This is a genomic window from Methylobacterium sp. ARG-1, from assembly GCF_001262595.1.
Taxonomy (GTDB): Bacteria; Pseudomonadota; Alphaproteobacteria; order Rhizobiales; family Beijerinckiaceae; genus Methylobacterium; species Methylobacterium brachiatum.
Window position 1 is genome coordinate 1 of record NZ_LHCD01000026.1, and the last position, 15,435, is coordinate 15,435.

Sequence of the window (15,435 nt, forward strand, 5' to 3'; positions counted from 1 at the left end):
CGAGGACCGGTTCGAGGGCGAGGAGGCGGTCGCGCAGGTCCCGGAGCGCGGGATCGGTCGCCCCCGGGGGGCGAGCCGGCGCTGGGGCGTCCCAGCCGATCTCGAAATGGTTCGACGAGAGGGCCTCGGCCTCGTCAGCCCGCTCCTCCGGCGGGCGCCGCGACACGGCCTCGCGCGCGATGACGAGTTGGCGGGCGACCTCGGTGGCGAAGGCCTCGTCGGCGGCGGCCGCCGCCGAGAGGCGGTAGATCGCCAGCGCGCCGCCATGGACGAGGAGCACGGCCAGGAGCAGGACGACGACGGTGCGCCCCTCCAGGCTGCGGGCGAGGCCGAGGACGCCCCTCATGCCCGCTCGACCTTGGCGGCCAGCATGTAGCCGGTGCCCCGCACCGTCTTGATGACGGCGGCCGTCCCCGCGGGCGGTTCGAGCTTGCGCCGCAGCCGGCTGACCAGGGTGTCGACGCTGCGGTCCGACGGCGCGGAGAGGCGCCCGCGGCCCATCTCCAGGATCTGCTCGCGGCCGAGCACCCGGCCCGGGTGTTCCAGGAACACCAGCAGCAGGTCGTGCTCGGCGCCCGACAGGTCGACGGCGGCGCCTTCGGGATCGGTCAGGGCGCGGCTGCGCAGGTCGAGCCGCCAGCCGGCGAAGGCGAGGGATTCCGGCCGCGACGCCGCGCTCGGCACCGGCGCGAGCGCCGACCGGCGGAGCACCGCCCGGATCCGGGCGAGGAGTTCTGGGCGCCCGAACGGCTTGGCGACGTAGTCGTCGGCGCCCAGTTCCAGGCCGAGCACCCGGTCCGCCTCCTCGTTGCGGGCGCTCAGCATGATGACCGGGACGGTGCCCTTCGCCCGCAGGGCCCTGAGCAGGTCGAACCCGGACGCGCCCGGCAGCATGACGTCGAGGAGGACGAGGTCAACCGGCGTGTCGGGCAGGAGCGACCACATCTCGGCGCCGCCGCGGCAGCCCGTGACCCGGAAGCCGCTCTCCCGCAGGATGCGGCCGACGAGCACGCGCATGCCGTCGTCGTCCTCGACGAGCAGGATGTGGGCCTCGTCCGGGAGGGACCTGGTTTCGCCCGCGGCAAGCATTCCGGATACAGCCTAGCCGATCATCCCGTCGAGCAGGAGCAGCAGCAGGAAGCCCGCGAAGAACATCGCCGTCACCCAGGGGCGGTCCTCGGTCTCGTGCGCCTCGATGAGGAGTTCCTCGGTCACGAGGTACAGCAAGGCGATCAGGCCGAAGGAGAGGAAGCCGGCCTGGACGGCGGCGGGCAGCGAGCCGACGGGCCCGCCGAGCAGGGCTCCGAGCGGGAGCAGCAGCACGAGGGCGGCCGTCAGGCCGACCACCTTGCCCTTCGACGCGCCGCCCTCGCCGAGTTCGTTCGCCACGGTTAGTCCCAGGAACAGCACCTCGATGGTCAGCGCGACGGTGAGCAGGATGCCGGCCTTCGCCCCGGCCGCGAAGGCGATGCCGAGGACGAGGCCGTCCACCAGGATGTCGATGCCGGTGACCGACATCAGCCCGGCCGGCCCCTTCACCCGCTTCTCCAGGATACGGACGAGGAGCATCGCGGCGACGCCGAGCGCGCCCCCGACCAGCATGGCCCAGGGCGATCCGGCATGCTTGACGTCGGGCAGGATCTCGCCCGCGGCCGCCGCGAAGACGACGCCCGCGGCGAAGTGCTGGATGGCGCTGACCAGGACGGGGCCCGGCCGCAGGTTGACCGCCACCGCCGCGCCGACGACGGCGGCCGCGGCGGGGATCAGGGTATAGGACCAGGCTTGCATGCCGCGCTCAGACCACGTGGTCCGGAGCCAGGGCGCAGGCGGTGGCCTCGCTCGTCTCCACCTGGAGGGTCGTGTGGCTGATGCCGAACCGCTCCCTGATGCCGGTGGCCGCCGCCATCAGGAAGGCGTCGTCGGGACGGCCGCCGGGCATGAGGAGGTGCGCCGTGAGGCAGGTGTCCGTGGTGCTCATCGCCCAGATGTGCAGGTCGTGCAGGGCCGCGACGCCGGGCAGCCCTTCGAGGTGGCGGCGTACGGCGACCGGGTCGATGCCCGGCGGGACGGCGGCGAGGGACAGCGTAAGACTGTCTCGCAGGAGCCCCCACGTGCTCCAGACGATGACGGCCACGATGGCGAGGCTCACCACCGGATCGAGCCACGTCCATCCGGTGTAGAGGATGACGAGGCCGGCGATGACCACCCCGGCCGAGACGGCGGCGTCGGCCGCCATGTGCAGGAACGCCCCGCGGATGTTGATGTCGCCCTTGGCCCCGGAGGCGAACAGCCACGCGGTGATGCCGTTCACCAGGATGCCGATTGCGGCCACGACCATCACGGTCTTGCCTGCGACCGGGACGGGCTCACCGAACCTCTGGATCGCCTCCCACGCGATGGCGCCGACGGCGACCAGCAGGAACACGGCGTTGAAAAGGGCCGCCAGGATCGACGAGGCCTTCATCCCATAGGTAAACCGCGCGCTCGGGGCCCGCCTGGCCAGCACCGTCGCGATCCAGGCCACGATGAGGCCGAGCACGTCCGAGAGGTTGTGGCCGGCATCGGCGAGCAGGGCCACCGAGTTCGCCAGGACCCCGTAGGTCGCCTCGACGGCCACGAAGCCGACGTTGAGCGCGATGCCGATGGCGAATGCCGTCCCGAAGCTTGCGGGGGCATGGCTGTGCCCTGGCCCATGGGAATGCCCGGCATGGTCGTGACCCGCCTCGCCGTCGTGGTCATGCGATCCGTGATCATGTCCTGCGCGTGCGTCGTGTGATGTCATGGTCGTCCCTGTATCCGTCTTGGTCTGTACGCGGATCGGTGCGCGCCTTATCCGGACGCCGCGGTTCGCGTCGTGACGGCGCCTTCGCGATACTCCGCCCAGGCCTGCCGCAGGATCTGCACCGACGAGGTCAGGAAGATGCCGGCCATCACCGCCGCGACGGCGAGGTCGGGCCAGGCCGACGCGGAACCCCAGACACCGAGCGCAGCCACCATCACCACGACGTTGCCGATGGCGTCGTTGCGCGAGCACAGCCAGACCGAGCGCACGTTGGCGTCGCCGTCCTTGTAGGGGCGCAGCAGCAGTACCGAGCCGAGGTTGGCTGCCAGGGCCATCAGCCCGATGACGCCCATGACCTCGGCCTTGGGCACCCCGAGCACCAGGACGTGGTAGGCAGTCGAGCCAAAGACCCAGACTGCCATCACGCTGAGGGACAGCCCCTTGGCGAGCGCCGCCGTGGCCCGAGCCCTGAGGGACGCTCCGATGACCGCGAGGCTCAGGCCGTAGGTGACCGTGTCGCCCAGGAAGTCGAGGGCGTCGGCCTGGAGCGCCTGCGAGCCGGCAAGGTGCCCGGCGGCCATCTCGGTCAGGAACATGGCGCCGTTGACGGCGATGACCGTCCACAGCACGCGCTTGTAGCGCGGGTCGACCCCGTCGAAGACGGGCACGCCCCCAGAGCAGCCGCAGGCATCCCCCGTGCCGCAATCGCCCCCCGCGACGACCTGCGGCGGCGCCGCCGGATGCGCACGTTCCGCCCTCGATGCCTGACAGCCAACGGTCGAGCCGCAGCACTCCTTGGCCATGACGCCTCCTTTCCAAGTCGTGGACGACTGCCTACTTCCTCCAGCGACTAGAGGAGCAAGCGGAAAAATGGAGCTGTCGATAGGCGAGCTGTCGCGGCGTACCGGCGTGCTCGCCACGACCATCCGCTACTACGAGACGGCCGACTTGATGCCGCCGCCGCCGCGGACGGAAGGCGGCCGCCGCCGCTATGGGCGGGCTGACATCGAGCGCCTGGCCTTCATCCGCCACGCGCGCGAGCTCGGCTTCGAGGTGGACGCCATCCGTGAGTTACTGGCGCTGGCCGCCCAGCCCGACCGCTCCTGCGCCGAGGTCGACAAGATCGCCCGGCGTCACATGGCCGAGGTCGAGCGCCGCATCGAGCGGCTCATGGCCCTGAAGGGCGAGCTCGCCCGCATGACCGACGCGTGCGGCCAAGGCCGGGTCGGCGAGTGCCGTGTCATCGAGGTCCTCTCGGACCATGCCTGCTGCGAGGATGAGGGCCACCGCGCTACCCGGAGCCGGCGTCCCACAAGGCCGGAAGCGAAGCAGGGAGCCCGGCCCCGGAGCGCATCGTCGTCGACATTCGATCAGGAAGACGACATGATATTTCGGGAGGGCCGGGCTCAGCCGTGATTGGGACTTCCGAACATTCGAGGTTTGAAGCAACCGAATGCCAGGACCGCTTCCTGTAACCGCTCTGGTTCGCGGCCGGAGCGGACCGACGGTGGGGGCCTCTGGGTCTACCGAGGATGCAGGCGTCGGATGGGTGCTCCGAAGCTCACTCGGCGGGGTCGATCATATCGAGCACCGGGCATCCAGGAGCCGCCCCACCGGGGCACTGCTCGATGGTTTCGGCCAGGAGACGTTCGAGCCTTGACAGGTCCGCGATCTTCGCACGCACCCGGTCAAGGTGGTGCCTCGCGATCCCCTGTCCCTCGCGGCAGGTTGCCTTACCAGGCCGACGCAGTTCGAGCAGCGCCCGAACCTCGTTCGGCGTGAAGCCAAGTTCGCGTCCGCGACGGATGAAGGCCAGGGTGCGCTCGTGCTCGACGCCGTAGGACCGATGGCCACCCTCGGTGCGCGGGGGCGAAGGGAGTAGGCCGACCTTCTCGAAGTACCGGATGTTCTCGATGTTGACGCCGGTCCGCAGCGACAATTGACCGATGGTCAGGGCCCCGCTTCGCGCCCCCTTAGCCGTACCCATGAAGATCGCCCTTGATCCTGTAGTGGCTACAGGATGCAGGGTAGCCGAGGATCACGATGGATACGAGACATGACCCTCGATCAGACACCGCCTGCCGAACGACCCGTCCACGAACCGGCCGCGGTCAGCGTTGGCAGCATCGCTGCGCTCGGCGCCATCACGGGGCTCGGTGCCCTGGCGGCCTCGTCGTGCTGCGTGCTGCCCATAGTCTTGGGCGGCCTCGGGATCGGTGCTGGGGTCTTCACGGTCCTCGGCGTGCTCGCCTCTCTTCGCACGCCGCTGATGCTCGTCAGCGTCCTGGCGGTCATCGCCGGCTGGTTCTTCTACGCGCGGCGGCGACGGGCTGCTTGCGGGCCGGATGGATCATGCCCAGCTCCGCGTCGGTCATCCGCCCCCCTGGTGCTTCTCAGCCTCGCCACGCTGTTCATCGCCGCCGCTGCGGCCGGGAGCTACTTTGAGCCCGCCCTGATCAAGATGCTGCGGACAGCCTGATGAAGCTGATCTCGATCCTGACCTGTCCGCATTGTGGGCACCGGGCTTCGGAAACGATGCCGACCGACGCCTGCCAGTTCTTCTACGAATGCCCTGGCTGCGGCACTCTGCTCCGCCCGAAGAAGGGCGATTGCTGTGTATTCTGCTCGTACGGCGATGTCCCGTGCCCGCCGATCCAGGAAGCTCAGGAACGAAATGAACCGGCGAGCTGCTGCAAGGGCTGAGCAGCCATACTGTTTAGCTCCATCACGCCCACCCGGTGAGTGGCGCTGCGCCAAAACCGAGGTCGGCTTGCGCAAACCCATCCGAACGCCGTGCGGGTCGCCTGATGCAAAGCGTCCCAGTCTGGCGCGCTAAGGACAAAAACACTGCCGGCGCAGCAGCCAGAAACCTGCCCAGAATCGTAGGATTGTGAACGTGGCGCACGCGCGCCCCATGGCAGCCAGCGGCGGCGCGACTATCGACGGATGCCGCGCGTGCACGAACCGCAGCCTGCGCACCTCGTCCTCGGCGTAAACCCGAAGGCCCGACACCGACCGGGTCGGTGTCGGGATCAGGCCCGTCCGCACGTAGTAGCGGATCATCTTGGGCGAGATCCCGCAGGCGCGTGCCACCTCCCCGATCCTCATCGCCCCACTCCTAGTTCCGTCGAGGCACGTCGGCGCACCCGGATGAGTCTGGACGCCGCGACCGACCCGGCCCCGCGACCGCTTCGCTCGGCTCGAACGCCGGTGTGATCCGGAGCGTGCTCGCATCGCCGCCGGCCGAGCCGCGCCGGACGGCCTTAGGGCACGCGACGTCGCCGTGGCCGGAAGCACCGACGGTGGAGCCCCGAGGGCCGCGGTCGCCTTCGCTACCGGGGGCGGCCGCGCCAGGACCTCGTATGGTGCGGGCCCCGGGAGGCGGAGCGGGGGGAGGCCGCGGTCGGGGAACGGCACAGGTTGGGCGCCCGTCGGCTAGGCCGCCTCCCGTGCCGAAACCGACCTCGTGATGCCTGGCTGAACGGCAGCCGGAAGGTCGACGGCCCGCGTGACCTCGGCGAAGCGCGCCGCCGCGTCCGACCAATCCTGGGCGAAATCGAACAGCTCCCTGAGGGCGGGCGCGATCTCCTTGTAGGCCGCGAGCGCCGCCACCAGGGCGCCGAGCGTGAGGCGGCCTTGCACGACGAGATAGCCGCCGATCAGGAAGAAGAAGAACGGCGTGAGGTTGGACGTGTAATTGTACAGGCTCTTGATGCCGCCCTTCATGTCGTTGATGGCGACGCGGAGCCGCTCAAGCTCCTCGACGTGCGCCATGTGGCGCCGCAACGACGAGGCGGATGCATCGCGCTCCGCCGCGGAAGGGGCGAGGCCCGGACGCCCGGCGACCTCGGGCGTGGTGACGAGGGCGCCCAGCGTCCGCGTGGCGAGGACGCGCTGCCGGACCTTCGCGTTCAGACGCCTTTGGAGGCGCGGCAGGACCGTAAGCTGCACCGGCAGCATGATCAGCGCGGCGAAGGCAAGGGCGACGTCCTGGAGCAGGAGGAAGGCGACGCTCGTGACCAGCACGCCCCCCTGCACGATGGGGACCGCGACGAGGCTGCCGCCGAAGTAGCCGATGGGCTCGACTTCCTGGACCGCCACGGCGGAGAGCGTCGTGCGGCGTTCGACCGAGCGCTCCGTCCGCACGCGCCGCAGGACGGCCAGGCGCAGGCGTCGCACGACCCGCTCGTTGACGCGTCCGCGGACCCGGTTCGCCGCGTACTTCAGGAGGCCGTTCACGGTGAGGACGGCGAGGTAGCCGGCGCACAGCGCGAACAGGAGTTCCGTGCGGCCGAGGGGGAGTCCCAGGAACGTCATGCCGGGATGCCCGTCGCCCCGCGCGTCGTCGAGCGTGTGGTTGACGATGTGCTTGGGTATCTCAAGGGTCAGCCAGGCGGCCGGCAGCGTGGCGAGAGACAGGAAGACCAAGCGGACCTGGATGCCCGCCGTGGCACCCAGGACGTATGCCTCCAGGCGCCGTCCCGGCCGGAGCGCGAAGCCGCGATGCCGACGGCCACGGGACGGGGCGTCCCGCAGGGCATCGGTGGCTCCCGCCGCGGCGACAGCATCCGCCGTCCGCCGACGGCGGCGCAGCGCGGCGCGGCCGACGAGCCACGCGGTCCACACAGGCGCCACGACGAAGACGAGGAGGGCATCGGCGACGATCCACCAGTGGCCGTGTGGGTAGTCGAGGCCCGTGAGCCTGTGGGCGAGGGCGTGGATGGCTTCGATTGCCGTCACGGGGCGGATCGGTCCGAATGTCCGGGAGGGGAGGGCGCGCTTCGCGGCCCGGCGTGATTGATGGGCTCAGTCGGCATCCGGCGGCTCCGCCTCTCGTGCGTCCACCTCCGACTGGATGCCGTCCCCTGGGTGAGCGCCGTAGCCCTCGTCCCGCGGCGTGGCGCGCGCGCCGCGACCCACGGCCCCCGCCCGCGGTTCGAATCGGACGGTTCGGAACGTCCCGAAGGCGAACTGGCGTCTCGTGCGGATCGAACAGGGTCTGAAGCCCGCCCGTTCGACCGCCTTGAGGGAGGCGGCGTTGTCGGCGTCGACGAAGGCCACCAAGTGTCCCTTGCCCAGTGACCGGGCGCGTTCGGCGATCAGGTACACGGCGGCGGCCATGGCGCCCAGGCCGCGGAAGCCCTTCGGCGTGAAGGCGTTCTCCAGCATGGCCTCGTCGGCTGCCAGAACCGGCAGGGCCCCGGACCGACGGACCGCGTCGCCGTAACCCGGGTCGGTGAGCCACTGGACGTGGCACGGGCGGCCCGACCTGACCTCTTCGAGCACGTAGCAGCGGCTCGGCAGGACGCCGTGCGCGGCGGCACGCAATCGCCACTCGACGTCATCGCGTTCGCGTTTCGCCGCCTCGTCGCCGCCGGAGGGGAAGAGGGCCGCGAGGTCGTCCGGCCGGAAGTCGCGCAATCGCACCGGGATTTTGGCGACCGGCGGTTCGATGGCGACCGACAGGTTCCGCCCAAAACCTATCGAGACCCGCCTGGAGTAGGGGCCCAGGGCGATGCGCCGGGCCACCCTGGCGCGCAGCATCGCCAAGCCATCGCCGAGGGAGCCGTCGCCGCGCGCGTGCGGGTAAGGCTTGAACGTCATGCCGAGCCTCCCTCCATTCGCCGCCGGCGCACCAGGGCGGCCATGCGTCGACGCGCACGGGTGACCGGCGCCTTCCGGCGCACCCAGGGGAGCGGCGGGAGCGCCGCCCATTCGGGCCGCATCAGCCGCCCTCCATGATCCGGGCGGTCCGGATCTCGACGGCCCGGACGCGCGCGACGTGCGCGGCCCAGAACCGGTTCGCGAGGAACATGACGGCCGTCGGCGCCGCGCGGGTTTTCGATGCGGATGTCCGCGGGATGCCGGGACCGGCCGTCGCCGCGACCGCCGCGAGCGGCGACCCCATGGCGGCCAGCCGGTCGTGGGCGCGCCGGCAGTGATCGACGGAGTGCGGCGTCATGCGCTCCTCGCCGTGGCCGGCACGATACTTGGCCAGGGCACGGCAGACATCGCCGCCCGCGAGGCTCCAGGCCCGTGCGAGGTAGGCGACGCCGAAGCGGATGTTCGTGGCAGGGTCGAGAAGTTCCGCGGCCGGCCCGCGATGACCGAGCATCGCCGCCGTGGCCGGCCGGACCTGCATCAACCCGAGTTCGCCGACCGTTCCGACCGCCCCGGCGTCGTAGCCGCTCTCGACGAACGCGACCGCCTCGGCGAGCGCGGGCGGGACCCCGCGTGCCGTCGCCTCCCGCATGAGGAGTTCGCCATAGGCGGTGCGACCGCGGGCCTTGGCGTTCCCGGGGGCCGTGGCCGTCGCGGATGGTCCCGCGGTGCCCTCCGCCGCGGCCGCCCCGGCGCCGGCAACGGCGGCGAGGCCGAGGAGGACGCCCAGGGCGCGAGGTGCCGCCGGGCGTGGGACGTTCCGGCCGTATCCCACTACTTGGCTTTCTGGATGCGGGTGACGGCGATCGAACCGTTCACGCGGTCGGCCGAGAACCGCACCCGCTCGCCGGGCCTCAGGCCCTTGAGCATGGCCGGGTCCTGGACCTTGTAGGCCATCGTCATCGCGTCCATCCCGATGTTCGGGATGGTCTCGTGGTCGAGGGTCACCTTGCCCGCGGCGTCGTCGACCTTCTTGACGGTTCCGGCGACGAGCGGGGCGTTCGACGGCGTCGCCTGCGGAGCCGGCTGCGGGGCCGCCTTCTCCGCGGGGGGCGTTTCCGGCTGACCCTGGGCCGGGTCGCCCTTCGCTCGACGGTCCAACGGTCCCTCGCCCGACGGCGTCTGGTTCGGCTGCGGCCGGTAGCCGGCCTCGCGGCTGCGGACCTGCCACTGCTTCAGGGCGTCGATCTTGGCCTGCTGCTCGTCCTGGATCTTCTGCGCGAGCTCGCGCAGCTGCCGGTCACCGCCGTAGTCGAGCTGCGTCTTGGCCAGGAACAACGTCTCCTCGTAGCTGGCGATCAGCAGCTCCGCGAAGTCCCGGTCCGGGTCGCCGGTCAACTTCGTGTCCCGGAAACGGTTCGACATCGTTTCGCGCGCCCGCTCCAGGGCTGCGGGCGCGCCCTTGGCGGGCTGCGCGCCGGCGTGCTGCGGGATCGGGGCGACGAGCGCGGCCGCGAGCGCGGTGGACAGGATCAGGCGTCGCATGGTTGCTCCATCTCAGGGCTCCGAAGCCCTCGCGCGGGACCGGGCGGAAGCCGCACGGGGCTTCCCTCCAGGGCGCTACTTCGTCTTCTGGATCTTCGTGACGGTGTACGCGCCGCCGGCCTCCGCGACGTCGAAATCGACCTTGTCGCCGGCCTTCAGATCCTTGAGCATCGCGGGATCCTTGACGGGGTACGCCATCGTCATCGCATCCATGTCGAGCTTCGGGATCGCCGCGTGGTCGAGCGTGACCTTGCCCGCGGCCGGGTCTACCTTCGTCACCGTCCCCTTCACGGACTGCGCCCATGCAGGCGCCGCGACCGCCAGGAAGGCCGCCGAAAGGACGGCGAGCGGGAACTTGCTTCTCATGGTTTCTTCTCCTCAGGTCGATTGAACCGCCACGCCGGCGCCGTTGAGGGGATCGGCGACCGGCGCGGCGGACTTCGGACGGGATCGCTCCCGTTCCGAACGGGTTCGCCTGCCTCGCTCGTGGCGATTCCGGCAGGCCGTCTGGCGCGTTGTGGGCGTCCGCCTAGTGCTCGTGGCCGCCCGCGTTCGAGGCCGTGCGGCGCGTCCGCGGATCGACGACCCGCAGGTCGGTCTGCCGGGCGCGCCGGGCCTTCGGGGTGTCCGGGGCGCGGGCCGGCTCCGGCATCGGCTCGCCGGTCCACTCGTATGCGAGGGTGCCTTCCGGATGCCTGTACCAACCGGGGTCGCGGTAATCGCCGGCCGCCAGTCCCGGACGGACCTTCAGGACCGTGAACATCCCGCCCATCTCGACCGACCCGAACGGGCCCGCGCCGGTCATCATGGGCAGCGTGTTCTCGGGCAGCGGCATCTCCATCTCGGACATCATGCCACCGCCCGTCGAACCCATCGGCATGTAACCTGGGGCGATCTTCTGGATCTGCTTGGCCGTGCTCTTCAGGTTCACGCCGATGTAGGTCCGCACGTTGTGGCCCATGGCGTTCATGGTGTGGTGCGACTTGTGGCAGTGGATCGCCCAGTCGCCCGGGTTGTCGGCGTTGAACTCGATGGCCCGCATCTGCCCGACCGCGACGTCGACCGACACCTCCGGCAACTGATAGTTTTCGTTGATCCAGCCGCCGTCCGTGCCGGTGACCTTGAAGTCGACGCCGTGGACGTGGATCGGGTGGTTGGTCATGGTCAGGTTGCCGAAGCGCATCCGGACCTTGTCGCCCTGGCGCGCGACCATCGGATCGATGCCCGGCCACACCCGGCTGTTGAAGCACCACATGTTCATGTTGAGCATCGTGTTGACCTTGGGCACATAGGACCCGGCCTCGATGTCGTAGGCGTTCAGCAGCCAGACGAAGTCGCGGTCGACCCGCCGCTCGGCCGGATCGCGCGGATGCACGACGAAGAAGCCCATCATGCCCATCGCCATCTGGACCATCTCGTCCGAGTGCGGGTGGTACATGAAGGTGCCGGAGCGCCGGAGGATGAACTCGTAGACGAACGTCTTGCCCGGCGGGATGCCGGGTTGGGTCAGGCCGGCGACCCCGTCCATGCCGTTGGGCAGCGTCTGCCCGTGCCAGTGCACGGCGGTCGCCTCCGGCAGGCGGTTGGTGACGAAGATGCGGACCTTGTCGCCCTCGACCGCCTCGATGGTCGGTCCCGGCGACTGGCCGTTGTAGCCCCAGAGCCGCGCGTCCATGCCGGGCGCCATCTCGCGCACGACCGGCTCGGCGATGAGGTGGAACTCCTTCCAGTCGCCGCGCATGCGCCACGGCAGCGTCCAGCCGTTGAGCGTCACCACCGGCTGGTAGTCCGGCCCGCTCGTCGGATAGAGCGGGGGCTGCATGGTCGCCTTGTCCATGATCGGGGCTTCCGGAAGCCCGGCGGCCTGGACGCGCCCGCTGATCATGGAGGTGCCGGCGAGCACGAGGCCGCCCGCACCCAGGATCCCCCTGCGCGAAATGTCTGTCATGGTTTCCCTCCGAATGTCATGGGCGGTCCGGGGTCCGGATCTCAGCCGCCGGGCGTCGCGACGGCGAGGCTCGTCCCCGGGGTGCCCCCGGCGGCCTCGCCGCCGAAGTTGCCCCCCGAGAAACCGCCGCCGACAGTCGCCGCCTTGAGGTCGGTCGCCGCGATCCAGAAGTCGCGCTGCGCCTCGATCGCCTGGATGTTGCTGAGGATCCTGGCCCGGGCGTCGACGATCAGCGTCGTGACGTCCAGCAGCATGCCGCTGTACTGGAGCAGCGCCTGGTCCTGGATCGTCCGCCGCAGGGGCAGGACGCTCGTCTGGTAATGCCGGGTGATGTCGTACTGGCCGCGATAGCGCTGGTACGCCTCGCGCACCTCGGAGCGGGCGTTGACCGCGCGCTCCGCCAGGCGGTTGGCGCTGGCGATGTAGCTTTCCTGCGCCCCCCGGACAGCGGTGGCCCCGAAGTCGTAGATCGGGATGACGAGATCCGCCGAGAACCCGTTCAGGCTGGCCTTGTCGACCTTCGGGGCACCGCCCTCGCCCCCCGCGGTCCTCGACCGCGAGAACCGGTTCGCGAAGCCCGCATCGAAGACGCTGACGAAGCCGCTGGCCTGGTTCAGCCCGAACTGCCCCACGAGCGATTGCAGCTCGAAGCGGGCGGCCTGCACGTCGGCCCGCTTGCTCATCGCCTCGGCCTCGATGGCGTGCCCGTCGACGAGCCTCCCAGGCAGGGGCGGCAGGCCGTTAGGCAGGCGGAAATCGATGTCCCGCCCCCAGAGACCGAGCAGTCGGGTGAGCCGCTCCCGTTCGGCGCGTTGCTGCACCCGCGCCTTGGCGAGCTGCGCGCCCAACTCGCTGTAGAAGGCGTGCTCGCGCGCCTGCTCCAGCTTGTTCAGCGCGCCCGTCTCGCCCAGCTGCTTGGCCAGCGTCGAGGCGGATTCCGCGCCGGCCAGCGCCTGTTCGAGGAAGGCGGTCGCCTGGTTGGCCGCCACGGTCCGGTAGAATTGCCGGCGCGCCTCGCCCCCGAGCCGCAGGACCTGCTCCGCCGCGTTGTACTGGTCGGCCGTGAACCGCTGCCGCGCGATCTCGGCGCGCACCGGGAGCGTCGCCAACTCCAGCACGCTGGCGGCGACGGCGCGCTCGATCTCCGTGTTGAACCCCAATCCCCACTGCGTGATCGAGAGGCGCGGCGAGGGCGGCAGCGTGGCCTGCACGTACTGCGCCTCGGAGACGCCGAGGTCGTTGAAGGCGGCCTGCAAGCCCCGGTTCCTCAGGAGTGCGACCTGCACCGCGCCGTCGGCGGTCAGGGGACGGCGCAGCAACGCGTCCACGCGCGCGTCCGCGCTCGGCGCGACGCCCTGGTCGTCCGCCTTCACGATGTCCTTGCGCAGTTCCAACGCTGCGTAGCCGCCTGCGACGGAGAGGCCCGCGTCCGGCGAGAAGCTCGCGCAGCCCCCCAAGGCGAGGCCGAGGCCGGTAACGCTCGCGGCCACGCGCACGAACCGCCCCCGGACGGCCTCGTCCGGCGGTCGCGCGGTCGTACCGGCGTGTCCCGGCGCGGTCGTCGTGCCACTCATGTCCGGTAGTCCGGCGCCGCCGCCCGTTTGGTTACAGCGACGGGCCATCACCGCCCCCCCGAATCGCGCTTGCCGCCCATGCCGGGCATCCCGTCCATGCCCGGCATGCCCCCCATCCCGCCGGACCCGGCCTTCGGCGCGACCTGACGATTGAGCTCGCGCCAATCCTTAGGGTCGACGACGCCGAAATCCTTCACGCCCTGCGTCACCTTGGCGTAGCGGGGCGGCCGGACCGGGATGTCCGGCTCCGAGGGCAGGACGAGCCCGGCGGGAACGGCGGCGGGCAAGCAGCCGGCGAGCGGCAGGACCGCCGCGAGCGCGGCCGGTCTCGGCAGCTTGAACATCTTGGATTTCCCGAATTGAGGCGGACGGCCGAAGGCAGTCCCAGGCGTTGCACGGGCCGCGGGCCGAGCGGCGACGGCGTCGCGCCCAGCGAAGGCGTCGGCTCGTTGTGGGTGTGCGAGGCCGTCCCTTCGGAGCGGCCGGGGGCGGGCGCTAGATCCGCCCGCGCGTCACGCTTGGCGCCTCGGCGGCCGCTCGATCCGTAGCGGATGCGCGTCGACGGCCCCGTCCACCTGGACGATCAGGACCCGCTCGGACGGATGAAATTCCAGGGTGATGCTCGCCCATGGCAGGGTGGGAAGCGCGGCTTGGCACGCGAGCGGGCAGCAGGTCGCCGGGCAGGGAGGATGCTTGGGGCGATGCCGATGGCCGGGGCATCCTTCGTCGGCGGCCGCCGCCGGCACGGCGAGGGAAGTCCCCCGTATCCCAGCCTCGTCCGGCTCGTTCTGGCCGCCCAAGGCGCCGGCGGCGTGCGCGAGAGGCGTCGCCGCGGCGGCTGCTATGTGGCGGTGAGCCATCGACTGCCGGCCCATGGTGCACGGCGCTGCCGGCGCGATGGCCAAGGCCAAGGCGAGTACGGCAAGCAGCAATGCGCGCACGACATTCACTGATCAGGGCCCCTGCCTAATCTTCGCGGACATTCTCACGCCGGGGTGGAAGCTGCAATCCGTGGTGCTCGACCGATGTCCCACAAACTCAGCGTGTTGGAAGTTCGCCACATGCCGGTGTCGACGGCGAAGCCGCACTCGGCGGATTGACCGCCACACCGGTGCCAGGACCCCCGCCGCGTTCATGCGACGGGCGCTTGGGGGTACCCGGGACGGGTATCACCGCGGCCCGTCCGTCAATGAGCGTGTTCGTGCGGTGTGGAGGGGGCGTCCGGCGCCGGGCGCGTCACTACCTTGCCCGCGGCGGCATCGGGCGTCTTTGGGGCGTCCGCGGTCTCGTGGTCGTGGCCGTGCTCATGGGGATGGCCGCCGCTTGCGGGGTGGACGTGGTCGCCCGATCTCGGGAGCGCCATGACGCCCAGGCCGTAACGGTAGACGTTCTCGCCGCCGAGCCAGCCCGTGACCACGAGGGCCCCGGAACCTCCGGCGAGGAGCACCAGCAGCAGGACGCCCGCGCCTGCGACCTTCCGGCGCTCCAGCCAGGCGACGCCGGCGGCGGCGAGGAACACGAGCGCGGTGGCGACGGCCCAGCGAAGGTGGACGGTCATGTTCGCGTGCGAGGGCGCGTCGTGATCGACCGTGTTGTACGCCGACCAACCCGTGGCGAGGGTCGCGACCGTGACTGCCGCGCCGATCGCGAGGTTCCATCGGGCGGCGGCCGTGAGCGCGCCTCCCGATGCCGCTTTCCTGAACAGGGTCCCCGCGGCGAAGAGGACGCTGGCCGTGATGAGGAGGGCGACCGTGAAATGGACCGCGACCGGATGCCAGTTCGGGATCACCTCGATCATGATCGTACTCCTAGGAAAACGTCGATGGCGGGACGGGCCGGCTTCTTGCCCGGACCGCCCGCGGTGAGGGGAAAAGCGATGGCGCCGAACGCCGGCCCCGGGCCGAGCCCGCCGTCTTCCCCGGATCGGAGACCGCCCTCTCCGCGGCGCTCTCGGCAAGCCTGTCCATGCGAAGGGAGAGCGCCGG

General features: G+C 70.9%; 19 protein-coding genes and 1 pseudogene. 3 read left to right on the forward strand and 17 right to left on the reverse strand.

The window, feature by feature from the left end:
• The 5 genes and pseudogenes from AKJ13_RS20905 to AKJ13_RS20925 form a co-directional block, all read right to left on the reverse strand.
• Positions 1 to 346 (reverse strand): annotated as a pseudogene (locus tag AKJ13_RS20905) (two-component sensor histidine kinase); the annotation flags it as partial.
• Positions 343 to 1,089 carry a response regulator transcription factor gene (locus AKJ13_RS20910; RefSeq protein ID WP_007563949.1) on the reverse strand — a complete coding sequence of 249 codons (747 nt, stop codon included), beginning with the start codon at positions 1,087 to 1,089 and terminating at the stop codon, positions 343 to 345. The pseudogene AKJ13_RS20905 and the gene AKJ13_RS20910, both read right to left, overlap by 4 nt.
• A 12-nt stretch (positions 1,090 to 1,101) precedes the next feature.
• Positions 1,102 to 1,788, reverse strand: coding sequence for a hypothetical protein (locus AKJ13_RS20915; RefSeq protein WP_007563950.1), 687 nt, complete (start codon positions 1,786 to 1,788; stop codon positions 1,102 to 1,104).
• A gap of 7 nt (positions 1,789 to 1,795) precedes the next feature.
• Positions 1,796 to 2,782, reverse strand: coding sequence for a cation diffusion facilitator family transporter (locus AKJ13_RS20920; protein WP_050735097.1), 987 nt, complete (start codon positions 2,780 to 2,782; stop codon positions 1,796 to 1,798).
• 47 nt (positions 2,783 to 2,829) lie between these two features.
• On the reverse strand, positions 2,830 to 3,585 hold the full coding sequence (locus tag AKJ13_RS20925) for a cation transporter (RefSeq protein ID WP_050735098.1): 756 nt from the start codon (positions 3,583 to 3,585) through the stop codon (positions 2,830 to 2,832).
• 106 nt (positions 3,586 to 3,691) lie between these two features.
• Between AKJ13_RS20925 and AKJ13_RS20930 the strand changes: the two genes are divergently transcribed.
• Positions 3,692 to 4,198 carry a helix-turn-helix domain-containing protein gene (locus AKJ13_RS20930; RefSeq protein ID WP_306308044.1) on the forward strand — a complete coding sequence of 169 codons (507 nt, stop codon included), beginning with the start codon at positions 3,692 to 3,694 and terminating at the stop codon, positions 4,196 to 4,198.
• A 145-nt stretch (positions 4,199 to 4,343) separates the two neighbouring features.
• Here AKJ13_RS20930 and AKJ13_RS20935 read toward each other — a convergent pair whose 3' ends face one another.
• The gene (locus AKJ13_RS20935) at positions 4,344 to 4,769 is read right to left on the reverse strand and encodes a helix-turn-helix domain-containing protein (protein ID WP_007563956.1); all 426 of its coding nucleotides are present in this window, start codon (positions 4,767 to 4,769) and stop codon (positions 4,344 to 4,346) included.
• Positions 4,770 to 4,838: 69 nt separating this feature from the next.
• On the opposite strand from AKJ13_RS20935, the gene AKJ13_RS20940 reads away from it, so the two are divergent.
• Together AKJ13_RS20940 and AKJ13_RS30635 are read left to right on the forward strand one after the other, a co-directional pair.
• The gene (locus AKJ13_RS20940; RefSeq protein ID WP_007563959.1) at positions 4,839 to 5,261 is read left to right on the forward strand and encodes a hypothetical protein; all 423 of its coding nucleotides are present in this window, start codon (positions 4,839 to 4,841) and stop codon (positions 5,259 to 5,261) included.
• Positions 5,261 to 5,485, forward strand: coding sequence for a GDCCVxC domain-containing (seleno)protein (locus AKJ13_RS30635; RefSeq protein ID WP_007563961.1), 225 nt, complete (start codon positions 5,261 to 5,263; stop codon positions 5,483 to 5,485). Before AKJ13_RS20940 ends, AKJ13_RS30635 begins: the two co-directional genes overlap by 1 nt.
• A gap of 129 nt (positions 5,486 to 5,614) precedes the next feature.
• Here AKJ13_RS30635 and AKJ13_RS20945 read toward each other — a convergent pair whose 3' ends face one another.
• The 11 genes from AKJ13_RS20945 to AKJ13_RS20995 all read right to left on the reverse strand — a co-directional run bounded on the left by AKJ13_RS20945 (position 5,615) and on the right by AKJ13_RS20995 (position 15,248).
• On the reverse strand, positions 5,615 to 5,890 hold the full coding sequence (locus AKJ13_RS20945) for a MerR family DNA-binding transcriptional regulator (protein WP_007563962.1): 276 nt from the start codon (positions 5,888 to 5,890) through the stop codon (positions 5,615 to 5,617).
• 327 nt (positions 5,891 to 6,217) lie between these two features.
• A complete protein-coding gene (locus AKJ13_RS20950) occupies positions 6,218 to 7,522 on the reverse strand; it encodes a hypothetical protein (RefSeq protein ID WP_007563965.1) in 1,305 nt (434 codons plus the stop codon).
• A 66-nt stretch (positions 7,523 to 7,588) separates the two neighbouring features.
• Positions 7,589 to 8,386, reverse strand: coding sequence for a GNAT family protein (locus tag AKJ13_RS20955; protein WP_050735099.1), 798 nt, complete (start codon positions 8,384 to 8,386; stop codon positions 7,589 to 7,591).
• A 121-nt stretch (positions 8,387 to 8,507) separates the two neighbouring features.
• Positions 8,508 to 9,218 (reverse strand): transglycosylase SLT domain-containing protein, encoded by a 711-nt coding sequence (locus AKJ13_RS20960; RefSeq protein ID WP_050735100.1) that lies wholly within the window; start codon positions 9,216 to 9,218, stop codon positions 8,508 to 8,510.
• On the reverse strand, positions 9,218 to 9,928 hold the full coding sequence (locus AKJ13_RS20965; protein ID WP_050735101.1) for a copper-binding protein: 711 nt from the start codon (positions 9,926 to 9,928) through the stop codon (positions 9,218 to 9,220). The genes AKJ13_RS20960 and AKJ13_RS20965 overlap by 1 nt, the downstream gene beginning before the upstream one ends.
• A gap of 75 nt (positions 9,929 to 10,003) precedes the next feature.
• Entirely contained in the window at positions 10,004 to 10,294 is a 291-nt protein-coding gene (locus tag AKJ13_RS20970) for a copper-binding protein (RefSeq protein ID WP_050735102.1), read from the reverse strand.
• A gap of 163 nt (positions 10,295 to 10,457) precedes the next feature.
• Positions 10,458 to 11,876, reverse strand: coding sequence for a copper oxidase (locus AKJ13_RS20975; RefSeq protein ID WP_043380886.1), 1,419 nt, complete (start codon positions 11,874 to 11,876; stop codon positions 10,458 to 10,460).
• A 41-nt stretch (positions 11,877 to 11,917) separates the two neighbouring features.
• Complete coding sequence (locus tag AKJ13_RS20980; RefSeq protein ID WP_050735103.1) at positions 11,918 to 13,450, reverse strand: TolC family protein; 1,533 nt, start codon at positions 13,448 to 13,450, stop codon at positions 11,918 to 11,920.
• Positions 13,451 to 13,497: 47 nt separating this feature from the next.
• A complete protein-coding gene (locus tag AKJ13_RS20985; protein WP_050735104.1) occupies positions 13,498 to 13,794 on the reverse strand; it encodes a hypothetical protein in 297 nt (98 codons plus the stop codon).
• A gap of 168 nt (positions 13,795 to 13,962) precedes the next feature.
• On the reverse strand, positions 13,963 to 14,400 hold the full coding sequence (locus AKJ13_RS20990; RefSeq protein WP_064774651.1) for a hypothetical protein: 438 nt from the start codon (positions 14,398 to 14,400) through the stop codon (positions 13,963 to 13,965).
• Positions 14,401 to 14,636: 236 nt separating this feature from the next.
• Positions 14,637 to 15,248 carry a DUF2231 domain-containing protein gene (locus AKJ13_RS20995; protein ID WP_050735106.1) on the reverse strand — a complete coding sequence of 204 codons (612 nt, stop codon included), beginning with the start codon at positions 15,246 to 15,248 and terminating at the stop codon, positions 14,637 to 14,639.
• Positions 15,249 to 15,435: the final 187 nt, after the last annotated feature.

What these genes read in the sequence shown, in the direction of transcription:
- AKJ13_RS20955 (WP_050735099.1), bottom strand. Translation starts at nt 8,386, where the DNA reads ATGACGTTCAAGCCTTACCCGCACGCGCGCGGCGACGGCTCCCTCGGC.
- AKJ13_RS20935 (WP_007563956.1), bottom strand. Translation starts at nt 4,769, where the DNA reads ATGGGTACGGCTAAGGGGGCGCGAAGCGGGGCCCTGACCATCGGTCAA.
- AKJ13_RS30635 (WP_007563961.1), top strand. Translation starts at nt 5,261, where the DNA reads ATGAAGCTGATCTCGATCCTGACCTGTCCGCATTGTGGGCACCGGGCT.
- AKJ13_RS20985 (WP_050735104.1), bottom strand. Translation starts at nt 13,794, where the DNA reads ATGTTCAAGCTGCCGAGACCGGCCGCGCTCGCGGCGGTCCTGCCGCTC.
- AKJ13_RS20965 (WP_050735101.1), bottom strand. Translation starts at nt 9,928, where the DNA reads ATGCGACGCCTGATCCTGTCCACCGCGCTCGCGGCCGCGCTCGTCGCC.
- AKJ13_RS20910 (WP_007563949.1), bottom strand. Translation starts at nt 1,089, where the DNA reads ATGCTTGCCGCGGGCGAAACCAGGTCCCTCCCGGACGAGGCCCACATC.
- AKJ13_RS20970 (WP_050735102.1), bottom strand. Translation starts at nt 10,294, where the DNA reads ATGAGAAGCAAGTTCCCGCTCGCCGTCCTTTCGGCGGCCTTCCTGGCG.
- AKJ13_RS20915 (WP_007563950.1), bottom strand. Translation starts at nt 1,788, where the DNA reads ATGCAAGCCTGGTCCTATACCCTGATCCCCGCCGCGGCCGCCGTCGTC.
- AKJ13_RS20920 (WP_050735097.1), bottom strand. Translation starts at nt 2,782, where the DNA reads ATGACATCACACGACGCACGCGCAGGACATGATCACGGATCGCATGAC.
- AKJ13_RS20975 (WP_043380886.1), bottom strand. Translation starts at nt 11,876, where the DNA reads ATGACAGACATTTCGCGCAGGGGGATCCTGGGTGCGGGCGGCCTCGTG.
- AKJ13_RS20995 (WP_050735106.1), bottom strand. Translation starts at nt 15,248, where the DNA reads ATGATCGAGGTGATCCCGAACTGGCATCCGGTCGCGGTCCATTTCACG.
- AKJ13_RS20940 (WP_007563959.1), top strand. Translation starts at nt 4,839, where the DNA reads ATGACCCTCGATCAGACACCGCCTGCCGAACGACCCGTCCACGAACCG.
- AKJ13_RS20925 (WP_050735098.1), bottom strand. Translation starts at nt 3,585, where the DNA reads ATGGCCAAGGAGTGCTGCGGCTCGACCGTTGGCTGTCAGGCATCGAGG.
- AKJ13_RS20945 (WP_007563962.1), bottom strand. Translation starts at nt 5,890, where the DNA reads ATGAGGATCGGGGAGGTGGCACGCGCCTGCGGGATCTCGCCCAAGATG.
- AKJ13_RS20980 (WP_050735103.1), bottom strand. Translation starts at nt 13,450, where the DNA reads ATGAGTGGCACGACGACCGCGCCGGGACACGCCGGTACGACCGCGCGA.